General features: G+C 66.7%; 18 protein-coding genes. 10 read left to right on the top strand and 8 right to left on the bottom strand.

Features of this window, described 5'->3' with window-relative positions:
• Positions 1 to 23: 23 nt before the first annotated feature.
• Positions 24 to 1106, bottom strand: a complete 1083-nt coding sequence (locus ABRZ00_RS04970; protein WP_343837508.1) for a tartrate dehydrogenase — start codon at positions 1104 to 1106, stop codon at positions 24 to 26.
• 265 nt (positions 1107 to 1371) lie between these two features.
• Between ABRZ00_RS04970 and ABRZ00_RS04965 the strand changes: the two genes are divergently transcribed.
• The 3 genes from ABRZ00_RS04965 to ABRZ00_RS04955 all read left to right on the top strand — a co-directional run bounded on the left by ABRZ00_RS04965 (position 1372) and on the right by ABRZ00_RS04955 (position 4204).
• The gene (locus ABRZ00_RS04965) at positions 1372 to 2352 is read left to right on the top strand and encodes a TRAP transporter substrate-binding protein (protein WP_343837510.1); all 981 of its coding nucleotides are present in this window, start codon (positions 1372 to 1374) and stop codon (positions 2350 to 2352) included.
• 75 nt (positions 2353 to 2427) lie between these two features.
• Positions 2428 to 2916 (top strand): TRAP transporter small permease, encoded by a 489-nt coding sequence (locus tag ABRZ00_RS04960; RefSeq protein ID WP_343837514.1) that lies wholly within the window; start codon positions 2428 to 2430, stop codon positions 2914 to 2916.
• A gap of 10 nt (positions 2917 to 2926) precedes the next feature.
• A complete protein-coding gene (locus tag ABRZ00_RS04955; protein WP_343837517.1) occupies positions 2927 to 4204 on the top strand; it encodes a TRAP transporter large permease in 1278 nt (425 codons plus the stop codon).
• An 83-nt stretch (positions 4205 to 4287) separates the two neighbouring features.
• Here ABRZ00_RS04955 and ABRZ00_RS04950 read toward each other — a convergent pair whose 3' ends face one another.
• Genes ABRZ00_RS04950 through ABRZ00_RS04935 form a run of 4 tightly spaced genes read right to left on the bottom strand, consistent with a single transcriptional unit; the run spans position 4288 to position 7691 of the window.
• Complete coding sequence (locus ABRZ00_RS04950) at positions 4288 to 5322, bottom strand: TRAP transporter substrate-binding protein (protein WP_343837520.1); 1035 nt, start codon at positions 5320 to 5322, stop codon at positions 4288 to 4290.
• 28 nt (positions 5323 to 5350) lie between these two features.
• A complete protein-coding gene (locus ABRZ00_RS04945) occupies positions 5351 to 6631 on the bottom strand; it encodes a TRAP transporter large permease (RefSeq protein ID WP_368640917.1) in 1281 nt (426 codons plus the stop codon).
• Between the two features lie 12 nt (positions 6632 to 6643).
• Entirely contained in the window at positions 6644 to 7135 is a 492-nt protein-coding gene (locus ABRZ00_RS04940) for a TRAP transporter small permease (RefSeq protein ID WP_368644531.1), read from the bottom strand.
• Positions 7122 to 7691, bottom strand: a complete 570-nt coding sequence (locus ABRZ00_RS04935; RefSeq protein WP_368640918.1) for a gluconokinase — start codon at positions 7689 to 7691, stop codon at positions 7122 to 7124. Before ABRZ00_RS04935 ends, ABRZ00_RS04940 begins: the two co-directional genes overlap by 14 nt.
• Positions 7692 to 7823: 132 nt before the next feature.
• Here ABRZ00_RS04935 and ABRZ00_RS04930 point away from each other — a divergent pair, with 132 nt between their 5' ends.
• Positions 7824 to 8888, top strand: coding sequence for a LacI family DNA-binding transcriptional regulator (locus tag ABRZ00_RS04930; RefSeq protein WP_368640919.1), 1065 nt, complete (start codon positions 7824 to 7826; stop codon positions 8886 to 8888).
• 8 nt (positions 8889 to 8896) lie between these two features.
• Here ABRZ00_RS04930 and ABRZ00_RS04925 read toward each other — a convergent pair whose 3' ends face one another.
• A complete protein-coding gene (locus ABRZ00_RS04925; protein WP_368644530.1) occupies positions 8897 to 11518 on the bottom strand; it encodes a DNA topoisomerase III in 2622 nt (873 codons plus the stop codon).
• Between the two features lie 311 nt (positions 11519 to 11829).
• Between ABRZ00_RS04925 and ABRZ00_RS04920 the strand changes: the two genes are divergently transcribed.
• The 6 genes from ABRZ00_RS04920 to ABRZ00_RS04895 are packed head-to-tail and all read left to right on the top strand — an operon-like array spanning position 11830 to position 17790.
• Positions 11830 to 13077 carry a branched-chain amino acid ABC transporter substrate-binding protein gene (locus ABRZ00_RS04920; RefSeq protein WP_368640921.1) on the top strand — a complete coding sequence of 416 codons (1248 nt, stop codon included), beginning with the start codon at positions 11830 to 11832 and terminating at the stop codon, positions 13075 to 13077.
• 26 nt (positions 13078 to 13103) lie between these two features.
• Positions 13104 to 14045, top strand: a complete 942-nt coding sequence (locus ABRZ00_RS04915) for a branched-chain amino acid ABC transporter permease (RefSeq protein WP_368640922.1) — start codon at positions 13104 to 13106, stop codon at positions 14043 to 14045.
• 4 nt (positions 14046 to 14049) lie between these two features.
• Positions 14050 to 15333, top strand: coding sequence for a branched-chain amino acid ABC transporter permease (locus ABRZ00_RS04910; RefSeq protein ID WP_368640923.1), 1284 nt, complete (start codon positions 14050 to 14052; stop codon positions 15331 to 15333).
• Complete coding sequence (locus ABRZ00_RS04905; RefSeq protein ID WP_368640924.1) at positions 15330 to 16088, top strand: ABC transporter ATP-binding protein; 759 nt, start codon at positions 15330 to 15332, stop codon at positions 16086 to 16088. The genes ABRZ00_RS04910 and ABRZ00_RS04905 overlap by 4 nt, the downstream gene beginning before the upstream one ends.
• Positions 16085 to 16804 carry an ABC transporter ATP-binding protein gene (locus ABRZ00_RS04900; RefSeq protein WP_368640925.1) on the top strand — a complete coding sequence of 240 codons (720 nt, stop codon included), beginning with the start codon at positions 16085 to 16087 and terminating at the stop codon, positions 16802 to 16804. Before ABRZ00_RS04905 ends, ABRZ00_RS04900 begins: the two co-directional genes overlap by 4 nt.
• Before the next feature lie 44 nt (positions 16805 to 16848).
• Complete coding sequence (locus tag ABRZ00_RS04895) at positions 16849 to 17790, top strand: 3-keto-5-aminohexanoate cleavage protein (RefSeq protein WP_368640926.1); 942 nt, start codon at positions 16849 to 16851, stop codon at positions 17788 to 17790.
• A 52-nt stretch (positions 17791 to 17842) separates the two neighbouring features.
• Here the strand turns inward: ABRZ00_RS04895 and ABRZ00_RS04890 are convergent, their stop codons facing one another.
• Together ABRZ00_RS04890 and fabG are read right to left on the bottom strand one after the other, a co-directional pair.
• Positions 17843 to 18634 (bottom strand): SDR family oxidoreductase, encoded by a 792-nt coding sequence (locus ABRZ00_RS04890; RefSeq protein WP_368640927.1) that lies wholly within the window; start codon positions 18632 to 18634, stop codon positions 17843 to 17845.
• A gap of 1 nt (position 18635) precedes the next feature.
• Entirely contained in the window at positions 18636 to 19376 is a 741-nt protein-coding gene (fabG, locus tag ABRZ00_RS04885; protein WP_343837537.1) for a 3-oxoacyl-[acyl-carrier-protein] reductase, read from the bottom strand.
• Positions 19377 to 19466 lie beyond the last annotated feature (90 nt).

Here is a 19466-nt window from a genome sequence, read left to right as displayed (position 1 = left end):
GGTGACGGTGCGGTGGATGGCGCTCAGCGGGTGCGGGCGACATGCCCGGCGATGGCCCGGCCCATGTCGGCGGTGCGCGCGGACCCGCCCATGTCGGGTGTGCGGGGGCCCTCGGACAACACGGTTTCGATGCCCTGCAGAATCGCATCGGCGGCCTGTTGCCAGGCGGGATCGCCCTGGCCGAGGTGCTCGAGCATCAGGGCGGCCGACCAGATCTGCCCGACCGGATTGGCGATGCCCTGGCCGGCGATGTCCGGGGCCGAGCCATGCACGGGCTCGAACAGAGACGGATGACGGCGGTCCGGATTCAGGTTGGCCGAAGGGGCGATGCCGATGGTGCCGGTGCAGGCCGGCCCGAGATCGGACAGGATGTCGCCGAACAGGTTCGAGGCCACGATCACGTCGAAGCGGTCGGGGTGCTGCACCAGGTGGGCGCAGAGAATGTCGATGTGGAATTTATCGCAGGCCACGCCGGGATATTCCTGGCTGATGGCGGCGACGCGTTCGTCCCAGAAGGGCATGGTGATGGAAATGCCGTTGGACTTCGTGGCCGCCGTCAGGTGCCGGGCCGGCCGGCGGGCGGCCAGCTCGAAGGCGTAGCGCAGCACCCGGTCGGTGCCGAAGCGGCTGAACACCGATTCCTGGAGGGCGATTTCCCGGTCGGTGCCGGCGAACAGGCGGCCGCCTGCGTTGGAGTACTCGCCCTCGGTATTCTCGCGCACCACCAGAAAATCGATGTCGCCGGGGCGCCGTCCGGCCAGCGGGCAGGGTACGCCGGGCATCAGCCGGGCCGGCCGCAGATTGACGTATTGGTCGAATTCGCGGCGGATGGCGATGATGGATTCCCAGATGGCGATGTGGTCCGGGACCTGATCGGGCGCGCCCACGGCCCCGAACAGGATGGCGTCGTGCCCGCCGATGCGGTCCTTCCAGTCGGCCGGCATCATGCGGCCTTCTCGCAGGTAGTGGCCGCAGCCCCAGTCGAATGATTCGAAATCCAGCGCCAGCCCGAACCGGGCGGCGGCGGCCTCCAGGACCCGCAATCCTTCGGGCATGACTTCCGTGCCGATGCCGTCGCCGGGGATGACTGCGATTTTTCTTGCCATGACCGTGTTCCTGATCGTGTGCCGATGGCGGATTCCCGCCGGCGGGCCTGTCCGGAACTCTAGCGTTTTTCTGGCCCGCGCGGTAGCGGATTCTCCGCGATAACCCGCTGCCGCGCACGGTTTCCATTGCGACCCTGCGGGACTTCATGTTAGAACACCAGGGCCTTGATGCTTTGCGCGGGGCGCGGCTCCGACCGTTCGGGGGCGCGCCCGGAGCCCAGGCGCGGGCCGCATGATACCTATATCGGATTCGGGAGACGACACCATGTTCCAAGGTAAGCACTTTGCACGATGGCTCGCGGCTGCGGCCCTGGCCGGCATGACGGCGTCGGCGCCGGCGCTGGCCCAGACCACGCTGAAAATGGCCTACGCGCTGTCCGAAAACTCGCACTACGGCGCAGGCGCCGCCGCGTTCGTCAAGACCCTGGAGGGCAGCCTGCCGGACTTCAAGATCCAGCAATTCCCGAACAGCGCGCTGGGCGGCGAACGCGAGGTGATCGAGGGCCTGCAACTGGGCACCATCGATCTGGCCATCGTCTCCACGGGCGCCACGCTGAACTTCGTGCCCGAAACGGGGGTGTTCGACATCCCCTTCCTGTTCCGCGACCTGGCGCACGCGCGCAAGGTGCTGGACGGCAAGATCGGCCAGGACATGCTGGCCGAATTCCCCAAGCGCGGCCTGGTGGCCCTGGCCTGGGGCGAGCAGGGTTTCCGGCACCTGACCAACAATGTGCGCGCGGTGAGCGAGCCCGCCGACATCAAGGGCCTGAAGATCCGCACGACCGAAAACCCGATCCACATCGCCGCTTTCCGCGAGCTGGGTGTGCTGGCCACCCCCATGGCCTGGCCGGAAGTGGCCACCGCCTTGCAGCAAGGCACCATCGACGGCCAGGAAAACCCGCTTTCGGTGATCGTGTCCGTCAAGATGTGGCAGTTGCAGAAGTACCTGTCGCTGACGGCGCACGTCTACGGCCCGGCCCTGGTCCTGATGTCGCCTTCCGTCTATGACGGCCTGTCCGACGACGGCAAGGCCAAGTTCAAGGCGGCCGCCGTCGCCAGCGCCCAGGCCATGCGCGATTATGTGGATCAGGTCGAAAAGGATGGCCTCGAAACCCTGAAATCCAACGGCATGCAGGTCAACACGGTAAACCACGCCGCCTTCGTCCAGGCGGTCCAGCCGGTCTACCCGCAGTACTACAAGCAGTTCGGCCAGGCGCTGGTCGAATCCATCCGTGATACCCAGTAGGGTCATGCGCGCGCCGGGCCGCCCCAAGCGCGCATTCCCCCTCGGGGGGACGGCGCGCAGCGCCAAGGGGGGATCATGCGCGTGCTCGGCCTGATCGACCGGGGCCTGTCCCGGCTGGTGTCCTGGGTTGCCCAGGGCTTGCTGTGGTCCGCCGTCGCGGCGGGTTTCTATCAGGTTCTGGCGCGCTTCATCCTCGAATCTCCCTCGGCCTGGTCCGAAGCCTGGACGCGGGCCTCGATCATCTGGGCGGTGATGCTGGGGGTGGCCCTGGCCTTTCGCCAGGGCGCCATGCTCAGCGTGGATCTGCTGCACAACCTGCTTGCTCCGCGCCGGGCGCGGATGCTTGAGCACGTCGTCCTGCTGATCGTCGTGGGTTTCCTGGGCTTTCTGCTCTGGATCGGGATCGAGATGACCTGGCGGGTCCGTTTCCAGACGATGCCCAGCCTGGGCGCGTCGATCTCCTGGGTGTACCTGGCGATTCCCGTCGGGGCGGCCTTGTCGCTGTTCGCCACGCTGGCCTATTGGGCCGAAGGCCCGCGGCGCGTCCACATCGAAACCGTCTAGGACCCGCATCATGTCGCAGTTGATGCTCATTTCCATGCTGCTGTGCTTCGGCCTGACCGTGCCGGTGGCCGTGTCGATCGGCCTGGCCACCATGGCCGGGGTCGGTTTCGACGGTCATATGACGTGGCTGGTGATCGCACAGCAGCTCTACGCCGCCCTGGACAAGTACCCGCTGGTCGCCGTGCCGTTCTTCATCCTGGCCGGCAATCTGATGGAGGCGGGCGGCATCTCCGAGCGCATGGTCGAGTTCGCCAAGAGCGTGGTGGGCGGCGTGCAGGGCGGGCTGGCCTGCAGTTGCGTGCTGACCTGCATGATCTTCGCGGCGGTGGCGGGGTCCAGCGTCGCCACGACCTTCGCGGTGGGGGCGATCCTGATTCCCGCCATGGCCAGGCACGGCTATCCGGTCCCCTTCGCGGCCTCGCTGCAGGCTTCGGCGGCCGAGCTGGGGGTCATCATCCCGCCGTCCATCCCCATGATCCTGTTCGCGGTGTCCACCGACACCTCGGTGGGCGAGGTCTTCATCGCCGGCATCGGGCCGGGCCTGTTGATCGTCGTCGCGCTGATGGCCTATGTATGGCTGTACGCGCGCCGCAACGGCCTGGGCAAGCGCGATGGCGAAGGCCGCCTGCCGGTCTGGGCCGCCTTCAAGAAGGCCTGGTGGGCGCTGCTGATGCCGGTCATCATCCTGGGCGGCATCTACGGCGGCATCTTCACCCCCACCGAGGCCTCGGCCGTGGCGGTGGTGTATGCGCTGTTCGTGGGCGTCTTCATCTATCGGCGGCTGAGCTTCGCCACGCTGGGCCGCACGTTCCACCGCTCCGTGGTGTCCACGGCGATCATCATGTTCATCATCGCCAATGCCGGCGTGTTCGGCTTCCTGCTGAACCGGGCCGGGGTGCCGATGATGCTGGGCGAATGGCTCGGCCATCTGTTCGCCAGCGAATTCAGCTTCCTGATGGGGATGAACGTCGCCCTGTTCCTCATCGGCATGTTCATCGAAACCTCCGCATCCATCGTGGTGCTGGCGCCCCTGCTGCTGCCTGTGGCGATGCAGTTTGGCGTTGATCCGGCGCACTTCGGCGTGATCATGGTGGTGAATCTGGCCCTGGGAATGGTGACGCCGCCCTTCGGTGTGAACCTGTTCGCCGCCTGCACCGTCGCCAACGTGCCCATCGAACGCCTGATCCGGCCGCTGCTGCCCTTTGTCGGCGTGGTGCTGCTTTGCCTGATGGTGATCACCTACTGGCCGGACCTGTCACTCTATTTCCGCGACCTGGTGTACCGCTGAGCGGCGTGCCCCGGGCCGCCCGATGCGCAAAGCCCCGGACGGGTCTGCATCCGTCCGGGGCTTTGTTTGGGCCGGGGCCGGGCTCAACCGCGAGGGCGGTCCGTTCCCTGGCGGATGGCCTTCAACTGGTTCTGCACCGCCTGCCAGATTGCGGGGCCGACGTTCTGCTTGATCTGCTCGTTGACGGGCTTGATCGTTTCACGCATGCGCTCGACTTCTTCGGGTGACACTTCGTTGACCTGCATGCCCTCCGCCTTCAACTGGGCCAGCGCCTTTTCGGCTTCCTGGCGGGTGTCTTTGCGCTCGAAGTCGCGGCTGGCGACGGCTGCCTTGAGCAGCACATCGCGCTCGTCGGCGCTCAAGGTGTCCCACCATTGCTTGCTGGCGAGGACGATCCAGGGGCTGTAGACGTGGTTGGTGACGCTCAGGTATTTCTGGACCTCGTAGAACTTGCTCGACAGGATGGTGTTGTAGGGATTTTCCTGGCCGTCCACCGTCTTGGTCTCCAGCGCGGTGAACAATTCCGAGAAGGGCAGCGGCACGGCATTGGCGCCCAGGCGCTGGAAAGTATCCAAGAAGATGTTGTTCTGCATGACCCGCAGCTTCAGGCCGTCGAAGTCCTCCACCCGGGTCACGGGCCGCTGGCTGTTGGTCAGGTTGCGAAAACCGTTCTCCCAATACACCAGCCCGACCAGCCCTTTGTCGTCCAGTTTCTCGATGAGCATCTGGCCCGCCCGGCCGTCGAGGATCTTGTCGGCCTCTTCACCGGAGTTGAACAGGAAAGGCGTGTCCCACATGGCCATTTCCGGGGTGATCCCCACCAGGGTGGCGGTGGAGCCCACCATCATTTCCTGGGCCCCGCCGATCAGCGCCTGCTGCATCTGGATGTCGGACCCCAGGGCGGCTGCGCCGATGGCGCGGATCTTCATCTTGCCGTCCGACAGCTTGGCGACTTCGTCGGCGAACACCTGGGCGGCGCGGCCCTGGTTCGAATCCTGGTTCAGACCGTAGCCGAAGCGGATCAGGCGGGTCTGGATGTCGGCGGCCTGCGCCTGCGGGGCGATGCCCTGCAGGCCGAATGCCAGCCCCGCGGCGAGCAGGATGGTCTTTATCTTCATGGTAAGTCTCCTTGGTGGATGAATGGCTTCAATAGAGCCAGCGGGCCGGAACAATGACCAGCTCCGGAAAGAGGATGAACAGGGCGAGCAGCGCCAGGTAGACGCCCAGGAAGGGATTCACGCCTTTGACAACGGTTTCCATGGGGACCTTGCCGACCCCGGCCACGACGTTCAGGACGGTGCCCACCGGGGGCGTGATCAGGCCCAGACAGCCGGTCAGCACGAAGATGAAGCCGAAATAGATGGGATCCACGCCGGCCTTGACCGCCAGCGGCAGGCAGACCGGAGCGAAGATCAGGATGGTCGGCGTCAGGTCCATGGCGGTGCCCACCAGGATCAGGAACAGCACCATCAGCACCATGAACAGGATCTGGTGGTCCATGACCGGGCCGAACAGGTCGGCCAACTGATTGGGCAGATCGGCGAGCGTGATCATGTAGGCGGCGGCCGTGGCGGCGCCGCACAGGAACATGACGATGGCGGTGGTCTTGCTGGAACTGATCAGCACGCGGTAGCAGTCGGCCCAGCGCATTTGCCGGTAGACGACCGTGGCGACGAACAGCGCATAGACGGCGGCCACTACGGCGGCCTCGGTGGGGGTGAAGATGCCGAAGCGGATGCCCCCCAGGATGATGACCGGCATGAGGATCGCCCAGGTGCCGTCGGCGATGCTGCGGGCGCGCTCGGCGGCGCTGGCGCGGGGCATGGCGGGCAGGTCGCTGTTGCGCGCCATCCAGCGCCAGGCCAGCAGCAGCGCCGCGCCCATCATCAGGCCGGGGAATACGCCGCTGATGAACAGCTTGCTGATCGAGGTGTTGGTGGTGACGCCGTAGATGATGAAAGGCAGCGAGGGCGGGATGACCGGCGCGATGATGCCGCCCGAAGCGAGCAGGCCGGTGCTGAAGGTGTCCGGATAGTTCTGCTGGCGCATCATGGGCAGCAGGATGGTGGACAGCGCGGCGGTGTCCGCAATGGCCGAACCGCTCATCGAAGCCAGCAGGATGGCCGCGAATACGGTGACGTAGCCCAGGCCGCCGGGGATATGGCCGACGAAGGCGCGCGCCATGTCGATGATGCGCTGGCTCAGGCCGCCGGCGTTCATCAGTTCGCCGGCCAGGATGAAGAACGGCACGGCCAGCAGCGGGAAGCTGTCGAAGCCGGCCATCAGGTTCTGGGCCAGGAGCTGGGTGTTGAAGAAGTCCAGTTGCCACATCATGGCGATGGCGGACAGGACCAGGGCGATGGCGATCGACAGGCCGATCGCCATGCCGCCGAACAGGGTGCCGAGAAAGATGAGGGTCGTGATCATGGGAAGGGCCGCCTATCGGTGGAACCCGAAGAGGGGCGCGGCCTCTTTCAGGAGCAGGATCATCATGACGGCGGCCATCAGCAGGATGGCGGCCGAGCCCAGGGCCAGCGGGTAGCCCATCACCGGGCTGAAGCTGTGCATGCCGGCCAGGACCTGGTCCCAGGCGCCTTTGGCGATCATGCCGAGGATGGCCAGGCCCAGGGCGCTGGCCAACCGGCGGCAATGGCGCAGCATGCGCGGCCCCAGGCGGTCGACCACCAGCGTGAAGGCGAGGTGCTTGTCTTCGGCGGCGGCGACGATGGTGCCGATGCAGACCAGCCAGACGAACAGCAGGCGGGACAGCTCTTCGTAGATCACCAGCCCTGTGTCGAAGGCGTAGCGCAGCACGACGTTGCTGAACACGGCGATCACCATGAGGGCGAGCGTGATGGCCATGAAGGCTTCGGCGGCTTCGACGAGCCGGGATTTGCGCGGCGCGGCCTCGGGGGTGTCAGGCGTGTGCATGGGGGTTCCTTTGCAGCCATTCGGCGGCTTGTACAAGCAGTGCTTCCAGGGGGTGTTCACTGTCCAGATGGAGCAGCCCGGCCTCGTCGTGGGGCGGCTCCAGCGCGGCGAACTGGCTGTCGATCAGCGCGGCGGGAAAGAAATGGCGCTCGCCCCGGCTGGCGACGCGCTGGCGGGCTTCGTCGCGGCCCACTTCCAGCCAGATGAAGGCCAGATCGGGGACGTGCGCGCGCAGCCGCTGGCGGTAGGCGCGCTTCAGGGCCGAGCAACTGAGGACGACACCGGCGGCGGCGTGACGCGCCAGTTCCCGGCCCAGGGCTTCCAGCCAGGATTCCCGGTCTTCGTCGGTCAGGGGGGTGCCGGCCTGCATCTTGGCGTGGTTCTGTTTGCTGTGGAAGGCGTCGCCTTCGATGAAGATCCAGCCTTGGCGCAGCGCCAGCCTCTCGCCGACCGTGGATTTGCCGCTGCCGGAGACGCCCATCACGACCACCGCGCGGGGCGGACAATCGGGTGCGCCGGTATCGCCGACGAGAGAAGATAGCGCTATCTTTTGCATTGAAAAAAAACGGCCCTTACGTAAAATGGTGCCCGAAGTATCGGTTCCGGCATGTGCCGGCCGGTATGCCCGAAGGCGGTGAGACGCAAAGATAGCGCTATCCCGTTCTGGCCGACATTAGGGAATTCCTGTATGAACGATTCTTCCTCCACCGGCGGGGGCGCCGCCCGGGCTCCCGCAGCCCGGAGCCGTCGCCGGGCCACGGGCCGGACCACGCTGGCCGACGTGGCGGCCCTGGCCGGCGTCAGCCCCATCACGGCATCGCGCGTGGTGGCGGGCAAGACGACGGTGCGCCCGGAGCTGGTCGAACGGGTGCGCGCGGCGGTGGAGCACCTCGGTTACCGGCCCGACCCCTCGGCCCGCGCGCTGGCCTCGGCCAAGAGCAGCCACGTCGTGGTGCTGATTCCCCTGCTGTCCAATACGCTGTTCACGGAATTGCTGGAGGCTGTCCAGGACGTGATGTGGGACGCCGGCTATCCGATCTTTGTCGGGATCACCCAGTACCGCCCCGAACGCGAGGCCGCGCTGCTGGACAGCTATCTGTCGCACCGGCCGGCGGGCCTGATCCTGACAGGCTTCGATCGCAGCGAGTCCCAGCGCCGCCTGATCGAGTCCAGCCGCACGCCCTGCGTGCACGTGATGGAGCTCAGCGACGATCCGGATGTGCATTGCGTCGGTTTTTCCCAGGTCGGCGCCGCGCAGGCGGTGGCCCGCCACCTGCTGGAGCGGGGACGGCGGCGCATCGCCTTCGTCGGCGCGCAACTGGATCCGCGCACGCTGGAGCGTGCCGAGGGGTTCCGCAGCGTGTTGCAGGCGGCGGGCTGCCATGATCCCCGGCTGGAAATTCTTGACTCCCGGCCTTCGTCGGCCGCGCTGGGGGCCGAAGTGTTTCGCCGTCTGATGGCGGCGCATCCCGACCTCGACGCGGTGTTCTTCTGCAACGATGACCTGGCCCATGGCGGCCTGCTGGAAGCCTTGCGGCTGGGCGTTCCTGTGCCCGGCCGGGTCAGCGTGGTGGGCTTCAACGACCTGCCGGGCAATGCCCAGATGCTGCCCGCGCTGAGCAGCCTGCGCACGCCGCGCCGGGAAGTCGGCGACGTGGCGGCCCGGATGCTGCTGCGGCTGATGCGCGGCGAGCCCGTGGACATGCCCGCCGTGGATCTGGGTTTCGAGTTGAAGGTCCGCGCCAGCAGTTGACCGCGTCTTCAGAAGGCCGGGCCGTCGTCCTCCGGGGCGGCGGGCGCCGCCTTCTTTGCCGCAGCCTTCTTGACGGCGGTTTTCTTGGCTGTGGCTTTCTTTGCGGCGGTTTTCTTGGCGGCCGGCTTGGCGGCGGTCTTCGACGCGGTCTTTGCGGCGGTCTTGGCGCCCGCCTTGGACGGGCGCGGCTCGAACTCGAAACCGACCTTGCCGTCGGCCTGGCGCACCAGGAAGGCCTTGAACTTGCGGTTGGTGCGGCTGGACACGAAGCCGTCGAGCAGGTCGGTCTTGCCGGTGGCCAGCAGCTTGCTCATTTGAGCGGCGGGAATTTCCTGCTGCAGGATGACCTTGCCGCTGCGGAAGGTGCAGGATTTTTCGGGCCCCACGGCGCGCTCGCAGACGTAGTTCATGCCGTGTTCGAAGACGCGGCCGCCGCATTTGGGGCAGGCGCCCAGCGGGGTGTGGCCGGAGAAATCCACGGGCTCGGCGTCTTCGTCGTCGCGTTGGCCGAAGTCGAATTCCAGTTTGTACTCGTCGGTGATGCGCAGCACGGCGGCGAAGGGCCGGCCCATTTTGCTGATGAACCCGGTCAGCGGGCCCAGTTCGCGCCTGGTCAGCAGTTCCTCGACCTCGGGCACCTCGAAGGTGCGCCCGCCGGGATGCTTGCCGATGGAGAAGTCGCACGCCGTGCAGGCGTAGCGGCGGTAGTTTTCCTTGACGACGCCGCCGCATTTGGGGCAGGGCACTTGCAAGGTGGCGTAGTCGCCGGGCACGGTGTCGCGCTCGTATTCCTTGGCGCGCTTGACGATCACCTGCGTCATCTGGGCGATCTCGCGCATGAAGGATTCGCGGTCCAGTTGGCGCTGTTCGATCAGCTTGAGCTGATGCTCCCATTCGCCGGTGAGTTCGGGCGAGGTCAGTTCGTTGACGCCCAGGCCGGCCAGCAGGGTCATCAACTGACGGGCCTTGGCGCTGGGGATCAGGTCGCGGCCTTCTCGACGCAGGTAGCCTTCATTGAGCAGGCCTTCGATGATGGCCGCGCGGGTGGCCGGGGTGCCCAGCCCCCGCTCGGACATGGCTTCCCGCAGGGCTTCGTCGTCCACCAGCTTGCCGGCCCCTTCCATGGCCGACAGCAGCGTGGCTTCGTTGAAGCGGGCCGGGGGCTTGGTGGCCAGGCCGCGCGCCTCGATGTCTTCGGTCCGCACCCGTTCGCCGTCGGCCACGGCCGCCAGCGAAGCCTCATCGCCCTGGGATTCGCGGCCGTAGATGGCCAGCCAGCCGGGCGACACCAGCACCTTGCCCTCGGTCTTGAAGTGATGGCCCGAGACCTGGGTGATGCGGGTCGTGAGGCGGAACTCGGCCGCCGGGAAGAATACGGCGAGGAAACGGCGCGCGACCAGCTCGTAGATCTTGAATTCGGCGTCGCTCAGTTCGCGCGGCACCTGCAAGGTGGGGATGATGGCGAAGTGATCGGAAACCTTCTTGTCGTCGAAGATGCGCCGGTTGGGTTTGACCCAGGCCTGCTTGACGACCTGGGCGGCATAGGGGCGCACCGAACGGGCCACGCCCGAGTCGCTGTCGGCCAGCACGTGCATGGTCTGCTCGACGGTGCCGACGTAGTCCTGGGGCAGGTAGCGCGAATCCGTACGGGGATAGGTCAGGGCCTTGTGGCGCTCGTACAGGGATTGAGCCAGGGACAGCGTGGTCTTGGCGGAAAAGCCGAAGCGCGAGTTGGCCTCGCGCTGCAGGGTGGTCAGGTCGAACAGGGCCGGGGACAACTGCGTGCTGGGCTTGGATTCCTCGGTGACGCTGCCGGGCTGCTCGCGGCAGGCGGCCACGATGGTCTGGGCGGCTGACGCGGACCACAGGCGCGAGTCGCGGGCGTCGGAGTCCTGTTCGTTCTTCTTGAAATCGGGATCGAACCAGCGGCCTTCGTACAGGCCGGCGGCCGCGACGAAGGTGGCGTGGACCTCCCAGTAGTCGCGCGACACGAAGCGCCGGATCCGGTCCTCGCGCTCCATCACGATCGCCAGGGTGGGCGTCTGGACGCGGCCCACCGGCGTCTTGAAGAAGCCGCCGTCCTTGCTGTTGAAGGCCGTCATGGCGCGGGTGCCATTGATGCCGACCAGCCAGTCGGCCTCGGCCCGGGAGCGGGCGGCGGCTTCCAGCGGCTTCATGGTTTCGTCGTCGCGCAGGTTGGCGAAGGCTTCGCGGATGGCGGCCTGGGTCATGGACCGCAGCCACAGGCGCTGGATGGGTTTCTTGACCCCGGCGTATTGAATGATATAGCGGAAGATCAGCTCGCCCTCGCGGCCTGCGTCGCAGGCGTTGATGACGGCGCCGACATCCTTGCGCTTGAGCAGCTTGACCAGCAGCTTGAGCCGCTCGGCGGAACGCTTGTCGGTCGGCCCCAGCTCGAATTGCGGCGGGATGACCGGCAGGTGGGTGAAACTCCATTTGCCGCGCACCGGGTCGTTGGGCGCTACGAGGCTGAGCAGGTGACCGACGCTGGAGGACAGTACGTATTGCTCGCTTTCGAAGTAGTCGCCTTCCCGGGTGAAACCGCCGAGCGCTCGGGAAATGTCCAGGGCGACCGACGGTTTTTCAGCAATGATCAGAGTTTTTGTCATGAGGTTCCAGTGGCGGCCGTTTTGCGACCACGATAGCGCGGATCATACGAGGGGGCACCGCCGCATGCAAGTCGCGCACGCTCGACGGGTGGCCGGTCTCGCCATTCTGGCAGGCCGGATTCGGGTTCCGGCACCCGGCGTGCCAGGGGCCGGGAAGGAGGAATGCCCTTAGGGTAAGCCATAGGATGGCATGTCCGTTAAAGATAGGGCGATGTCCTGATTTGACCTGTAGAGGAGCCAGGCCAGTCTCTAACATGGTTTCAGCCGGCGCATGGATACGCCGGTTGATTGCTCTCATGGAGGAGACACTCATGAAAAAGTCGCATGCTGTGTTGAAGGGGGCGTTGCTGCCCGGCGCGCTGCTGGTTTCGGCGCTGGCGACCGCCGCGCCGGTCAAGATCGCCATCGTGGAGACGCTGTCCGGCCCGCAGGCATCGACGGGCCTGACCTACCGGGCCGCCGTGCGCTACGCGGTGGACCGCATCAATGCCGAGGGCGGCTGGCATGGACAGCCGCTCGAATTGATGGAATACGACAACCAGGGCGGGCCGGCGGGCGCGGCCGCCAAGCTGAAGGCGGCCATTTCCGACGGCGCGCAGGTCGTCGTACAGGGGGCGTCTTCCGCCATCGGCGGCCAGATCACGGAGGATGTGCGCAAATGGAATCTGCGCAATCCCGGGCGCGAGCTGATCTACCTGAACGTCGGCGCTGAAGCGCAGTCGCTCACGGGCGACAAATGCCAGTTCTACCATTTCCGCGTCGCCGGCAATGCGCCGATGCGGGTCAAGGCGCTGGTGGCCGGCATGAAGCAGGATGGGGCGTTGGGCCGGCGGGTCTATTCCATCAATCAAAACTATTCCTGGGGACAGGACATGGAACAGGCCATCGTGGATGCGGCCGGGCCGGGCGGCTATACCGTGGTCGAGAAAACCCTGCATGACGTCGGCAAGATCCAGGACTTTTCCCCCTATGTGAACAAGATCGCGGCCGCGCAGGCGGATACGGTGATGACCGGCAACTGGGGCAGCGATCTGTTGCTGCTGATGAAGGCCGCCAAGGCGGCCGGCCTGAAGACCCGCTTCGGAACGGTCTACCTGGACCAGCCCGGCAACATCGCCAATGCGGGCGAGGTGGCGCTGGGCGGCTACGTCGCGCAGGCCTTCAACCCCGAGGCGGCGGGAGAGGCGGGGGCTGCATTCGTGAAGGATTACGAAGCCAAGGTGGGCCACGCGCCGACCTTCATCGAGCCGCAGACGGTCTTCGGGGTGCTTCTGGTGGGCGAGGCATTGAAGCAGGTGCCGGCCGGGGACGGAAAGCTGGACGTGCGCAAACTGGCGCAGCGGATCGAGCAGGTTTCGATCGAGACGCCCATGGGCACCCTCAGCATGCGGGCCGAGGATCACCAGGCGCTGCTGCCGCTGGCCGTGTCGGTCGTGTCCCGCGAAGCCCGGTACAAGGCGGATGGCACCGACCTGGGCTTCAAGCCGGTGAAACGGTTCACGGCTCGGGAAGCCGCCGTGCCCGTCCAGGCCACCTGCCGGATGCAGCGCCCCGGCTGAGCGTCGCGTGACACCAGGGGAATCTCATGGAACATCTCGCCACCCCGCTGCTCAATGGCGTCGTCTACGGCCTGCTCCTGTTCATGGTGTCGGCCGGCCTGACGCTCATCTTCGGCATGATGGGGATACTCAATTTCGCGCATGCTTCGTTCTACATGCTGGGGGCTTATTTTGCCTATGCCTTGCAGGCGTCGATCGGCTTCTGGCCGGCGGTCATCGTCTCGCCCGTGCTCGTCGGGATCCTCGGCGTCCTGGTCGAGCGCTATATCCTGCGGCGCGTGCACCGGCATGGGCATGCCCACGAATTGCTGATCACCTTCGGGCTGTCGTTCATCATCGTCGAACTGGTCAAGCTGTTCTTCGGCGACTACCCCGTGAACTACCGCGTGCCGGCCGACCTGGATTTCGCGGCCTTCACGCTGGGCGGCCTGGACTACCCGGCCTACCGGCTTTTCATGGGGGCCGTGGCCATTGGCATGTTCGGGGCGCTCTACCTGCTGCTGTCGCGCACCCGGGTGGGGATCATCGTGCGTTCCGCCATCCACCGGCCGCAGATGGCGGAGGCGCTGGGCCACAATGTGCCGCGCGTCTTCATGGGGGTCTTCGGCGTGGGCGCCGTCATGGCCGGGCTGGCCGGCGCGGTCGCCGGCGCGTTCTACACCACCAGTCCGAACATGGCGCTGGAGTTGGGCGTGCTGGTATTCGTGGTGGTGGTCATCGGCGGCCTGGGATCGCTGGAAGGCGCGATGCTGGCTTCGCTGCTCATCGGGGTGGTGACGTCGGTGGCGGTCGGCGTCGACGCCACGCCCGCCGATCTGCTGGCCTGGCTGGGGCTGGGGGGGCTGGCGGAGGATGCCGGCGGCATCCTCGCCCTGAAGGTCTCCAGCCTGGCCGCCAGCTTGCCGTTCGCCCTGATGCTGCTGGTGCTGCTGGTGCGCCCCAGCGGGCTGATGGGCGAGAAGGAGTGAAGCCATGAACATCCGCACGATTCTGCTCGCCGGTGGCGTGGCGCTGCTGATCGCCGCGCCCCTGGCGCTTTCGGACGGCCTGGTGAATGCGGCGATTTCCATGTTGATCGCCGCGCTGTTCGCCTGCGCCTACAACCTGCTGTGCGGCCATGCCGGCATGCTGTCCTTCGGACATTCGGCTTATTTCGGCGTGGGCGCCTTCGCCACCATCCACGCCATGAATGCGCTGGGGGGCGCGGGTCTGCTGCCCACGCCATGGATGCCGCTGGCCGGTGCGGCGGGCGGCCTGCTCGCCGGCCTGGTGGCGGGCTGGTTCTCGACCCAGCGCACAGGGGCGTATTTCGCCATGATCACGCTGGCCATCGCCGAACTGCTGCACGCCATCGCACCGCAGCTCAAGGGCGTCTTCGGCGGCGAAGCCGGTATTTCTTCGATGCGCATGCCGGCCTGGGGCCTGACGTTCGGCTCCACCGTGGAAGTCTATTACCTGACCCTGGCCTGGGTTCTGGCCAGTCTGGCGCTGCTGTATCTGCTGACACGCACGCCGCTGGGTCGCCTGGCCCTGGGGCTGCGGGAAAACAGCCACCGTCTGCGCTTCCTGGGTTATGACGTGCACCGCATCAGCGTCCTGATCTTTGCGCTGTCGGGCATGTTCTCGGGCATTGCCGGCGGTCTCCAGGTCCTGAGCAATGAATCGGCCAACTACGTCATGTTCGACACCTCGCTGTCGGCCGCCGTCGTGCTGAACACCTATATCGGCGGCGTGCATGCCTTTCTAGGCCCCGCCCTCGGGGCGGCCCTGGTGACCTTCTTCGGCTATGCGGTCTCGGACCTGACCCAGTCCTGGCTGCTGTACCAGGGGGCGTTGTTCGTGCTGGTCATCATGTTCATGCCGACCGGGCTGGCGGGCCTGTTGGAACTGGCCGGCCGCTTCATGAAACAGCATGGAGGCCGCGCCGTGGCGCCGGGCGCCGGCCTTTACCTGCTGGCGGGCCTCAGCTTTGCGGCGGCCGTCGTTTTCCTGACCGAGTTGCTGCAGCGTCTGTTTTCGCAGGACTACCGGAATCTGGCCCGGGCCACGGACGCCTGGCCATGGCCTGCGGTCGAGTTGTTCGGAGGCGCCTGGCGGCCCACGGACGTACTGACGTGGCTGGTTCCCGCCGCGTTGACGGCGCTGGGGTGGGGCTGCTGGCGGGCCGCGTCGGCCGCCATCGGCCGCCTGCGCGAGACGGCTGCCGATGCGTCTGGGCCGCAGGCGGGCACGCTTGCGGAACGGAGGCTCACATGACGCATACAGCCGTTCTTTCCCTCGAAGGGGTCCGCAAGTCCTTCGGTCCGGTGGAAATCATCCGCGGCGTCGGCCTGGAAGTGGGCCCGCACGAGCGGCACGCCATCATCGGCCCCAATGGCGCGGGCAAGTCGACGCTGTTCCATCTGGTGTCGGGGCACCTGCGTCCGAGCGCGGGCGACATCCGGCTGGCGGGCCGGCCCATCGCGGGCTGCAGCCCGCAAGCGGTCAACCGGCTGGGCCTGGCGCGTTCGTTCCAGATCACCAACCTCTTTCCGCAACTGACGGTCTTCGAGAACATCCGCCTGGCGGTGATGCGCTCCTACGGCCTGCAGTATTGCTTCTGGCGGCTGGTCGACCGGTACGGCCCGGTGCGGGAACGCAGCGAATACCTGCTCGAAAGCGTCCGCCTGGGCGGGCGGGCGGGCGCCCTGGCCGGCGAGCTGTCCTATTCCGAGCAGCGCTCGCTGGAAATCGCCATGACGCTGGCTTCGGAGCCCCGGATCATCCTGCTCGACGAACCCATGGCCGGCATGTCGCGCGAAGAGACCCGCTACACCACCGCGCTCATCCGTGAGGTCACGGAAGGCCGCGCGCTGCTGATCGTCGAGCATGACATGGAGGTCGTGTTCGCCTTGAGCGATCGTATCAGCGTGCTGGTGTACGGCGAAATCATCGCCAGCGGGACACCCGAGGAGATCCGCCGGGATCCCCGCGTGCGGGAAGCCTATCTGGGCGAGGAGGCCATGGCATGAATACAGAAGCACCGGTGCTGCGGGTCGGGGACCTGCACGCCTATTACGGCAAAAGCCACGTCCTGCGCGGCGTGACCCTGGAGGTGCGGCGCCGCGAAGTCGTCGGGCTGGTCGGGCGCAACGGGTCGGGCCGGTCCACCGCCCTGAAAGCCATCATGGGGCTGGTGCGGCCTTCGTCAGGCCGGGTGGTGCTCGATGGCCGCGAACTGGCCGGGCGGCGCCCGTATGAGATCGCCCGGGCCGGCATCGCCTATGTGCCGGAGGAGCGCGAAATCTTTGCCAATCTGACGGTCGACGAGAATCTGCGCATGGGCATGCAGCCCTGCCCCGAAGGGGTGCCGGCCTGGACCGCGGCGCAGATGTTCGATTATTTCCCCCGCCTGAAAGAGCGGCGCGGCACGCTGGCGGGCAGTCTGTCCGGGGGCGAGCAGCAGATGCTGACGATCTGCAGATCCCTGCTGGGCAATCCGCGGGTGTTGCTGATCGACGAACCCACCGAAGGGCTGGCGCCGCAGATTGTCGCCGCCGTCAGCGAGTGCATCGCGGACGTCCATCGGCAGGGCGTATCGGTCGTTCTGGTGGAGCAGAAGCTGACCATCGCGCTGCGCGTGTCCACGCGCATGTGCGTGATGGGCCACGGCCGGGTCGTGCGCGAGGGCACGCCGCAGGAAATTGCCGGAAATGAGGAACTGCTGGCGCAATGGCTGGCGGTTTGAACCCCGCGGCCCGGCGGGCCGCGCAGATGCCTGGATACATGGATATGAAACACGCGACTGACAAGGTCATCATCACTTGCGCCATCACGGGCGGCATCCATACGCCGTCGATGTCGCCCCACCTGCCCCTGACGCCCGAGCAGATCGCGCAGCAAGCCATCGCGGCGGCCGAGGCGGGCGCCGCCATCCTGCATCTGCATGCCCGCGATCCGGCCGATGGCCGGCCCACGCCCGACCCGGAGGTCTTCCAGCGGTTCGTGCCGCGGATCAAGGCGGCCACGGATGCCGTCATCAACATCACGACGGGCGGCACGACGCGCATGAGCCTGGCCCAGCGTCTGGCCTATCCGCTGCTGGCCAGACCCGAGATGTGTTCTTTGAACATGGGATCGATGAACTTCTCCATCCACCCCGTCGCACGGCGCATCGGCACCTGGAAGCACGCCTGGGAAAAGCCCTATGTCGAAGGCATGGAAGACCAGATCTTCCGCAACTCGTTCAAGGACATCGCGCATATCCTGCAGGCCCTCGGGCAGACCCATGGCACGCGCTTCGAGTTCGAGTGCTACGACGTGGGGCATCTCTACAACCTGGCCCATTTCGTGGACGAGGGCCTGGTGCAAGGCCCCTTGTTCATCCAGTTCATCTTCGGCGTGCTGGGCGGCATCGGCGCGGATGCCGAGAATCTGGCGCATATGCGCGGCGTCGCCGATCACCTGTTCGGCCGGGATCGCTACCGGTTTTCCGTCCTGGGCGCAGGCCGGCACCAGATGGCCTTGTCCACCCTGTCGGCGGTCATGGGCGGCAACGTGCGCGTGGGACTGGAAGACAGCCTGTTCCTGTCCCGGGGCGAGCTGGCCCCTTCGAATGCGGACCAGGTGCGCAAGATCCGCCGTATCCTGGAAGAACTGTCGCTGGAGATCGCGACGCCGGAGGAGGTGCGGCGGATGCTGGATCTCAAGGGTGCCGGGGCGGTTGGATTCTAGACGTTGGATTTCAGGAGAGCGCCCGGCGCTGCGCGCCGCCCTGAAGAGCGGGCTACAGGTATTCGACGTGGCCGTCCACGCTGATGGCCTGGCCGGTGACGTTCGCGGCGGCCGGGGTGGCCAGGAACAGGACCATGGCGGCAATGTCTTCGGCCGAGACCATGCGCCGCAGGGAAATCCTGTCGAGGTATTGTGTCCGTACGGTCGCATCGTCCAGCCCCAGGGCCTGGGCGCGGGCGGCGATGACACGGTCCATGCGCGGCCCGGCGACGGGGCCGGGCAGGACCGCGTTGATGCGGACTCCCTCGGGGCCGAGCTCTGCCGCCAGGGATTTCATGAGCCCGATGATGGCCCATTTGGATGCGGCGTAAGGCGTGCGCAAGGGATAGCCGAGGCGGCCCGCCACAGAGGACATCGCGACGATGAGCGGGTTGCGGCTGGATTGTTTCAGGTAAGGGATGGCATGGCGCAGAAAATAGAATTGGCTGTTCAGGTTGGTCTGGATCGTCTGTTCCCAATCCGGAACGGACAGGGTTTCGATGCCGCCGGCCGGGCCGGCGATGCCGGCGTTGTTCACCAGCACGTCCAGGCCGCCCAACGCCTGGGCCGCCTCATGCACCGCCTGGGCGGCCGCGTCTTCCCGGCCGACGTCGGCGGCGGCGCCCAGGCAGCCGGGGTGGCGCGCCTGGAAGGCCGCCAGCGCCTGCGCATCGATGTCGCACACATAGACCCGGGCGCCCGTTTCCAGAAAGCCCGCCGCGATGGCGGCGCCGATGCCGGCCGCGCCGCCGGTGACCAGTACGTTCAGTCCCTCGGGGACCTGCAGGCGTTGTGTGATCGACATGTCAGAGCCTCAGTCCGCCGGTGACCTCGATCACCGCGCCGTTGATGTAGCTGGCTTCGTCGCTGGCCAGGAAAGCGTAGAGATTGGCGACTTCTTCGGGCTGGCCCAGGCGGCGCAGCGGGACTTGCTCGTTCATGCGCGCCAGAACGGTCTCGGGCACGCTGTCGAGCATGGGCGTCTGGATGAAACCGGGCGCCACGGCATTGACCCGGATGCCCTTGGGGCCCAGTTCGCGGCACCAGGTCCGGGTGAAACCGATGACGCCGGCCTTGGCGGCCACGTAGTTGGTCTGGCCGAAATTGCCGTACAGCCCGACCACCGAACTGGCATTCAGGATGACGCCCCGGCCGCGCTCGATCATGCCGGGCACGACGGCCTGGGCGGCGTTGAAGATGCCTTTCAGGTTCACATCGATCACTGCGTCGAACTGCGCTTCGGTCATGTTCACGAGGCGTGCGTCGCGCGTGATGCCGGCGTTGTTCACCAGGATGTCGACCCGGCCGAACTGCGCCAGGATCGTGTCGACGGCCTGGCCGAAGCCGGGGCGGTCCGTGACGTCGGCGGCGAGGCCGATGGCGGCGGCGCCGGCGGCGCGGCAGTCTCGCAGCGTATCCTGCACGGCGTCTTCGTGGATGTCGCAAGCGACGATTGTGGCGCCCTCCCGCGCGAATTTGAGGGCGGTGGCTGCGCCGATGCCGCGCCCGGCGCCCGTGATCAGTGCGACCTTGTGCTGTAGTTTCATGCCGATCCCTGTCTCCCAAGAGGGGGTGTCGCGGGCCTGATGAGGCCGCCGGAAAAGAGTAATCGAGTCCCGGATGGATGATAAGATCAA

Source organism: Castellaniella ginsengisoli (assembly GCF_040955415.1).
Taxonomy (GTDB): Bacteria; Pseudomonadota; Gammaproteobacteria; order Burkholderiales; family Burkholderiaceae_B; genus Castellaniella; species Castellaniella ginsengisoli.
The sequence above is the reverse complement of the archived record's forward strand: the minus strand, read 5'-3'. Positions and strand labels throughout refer to the sequence as shown.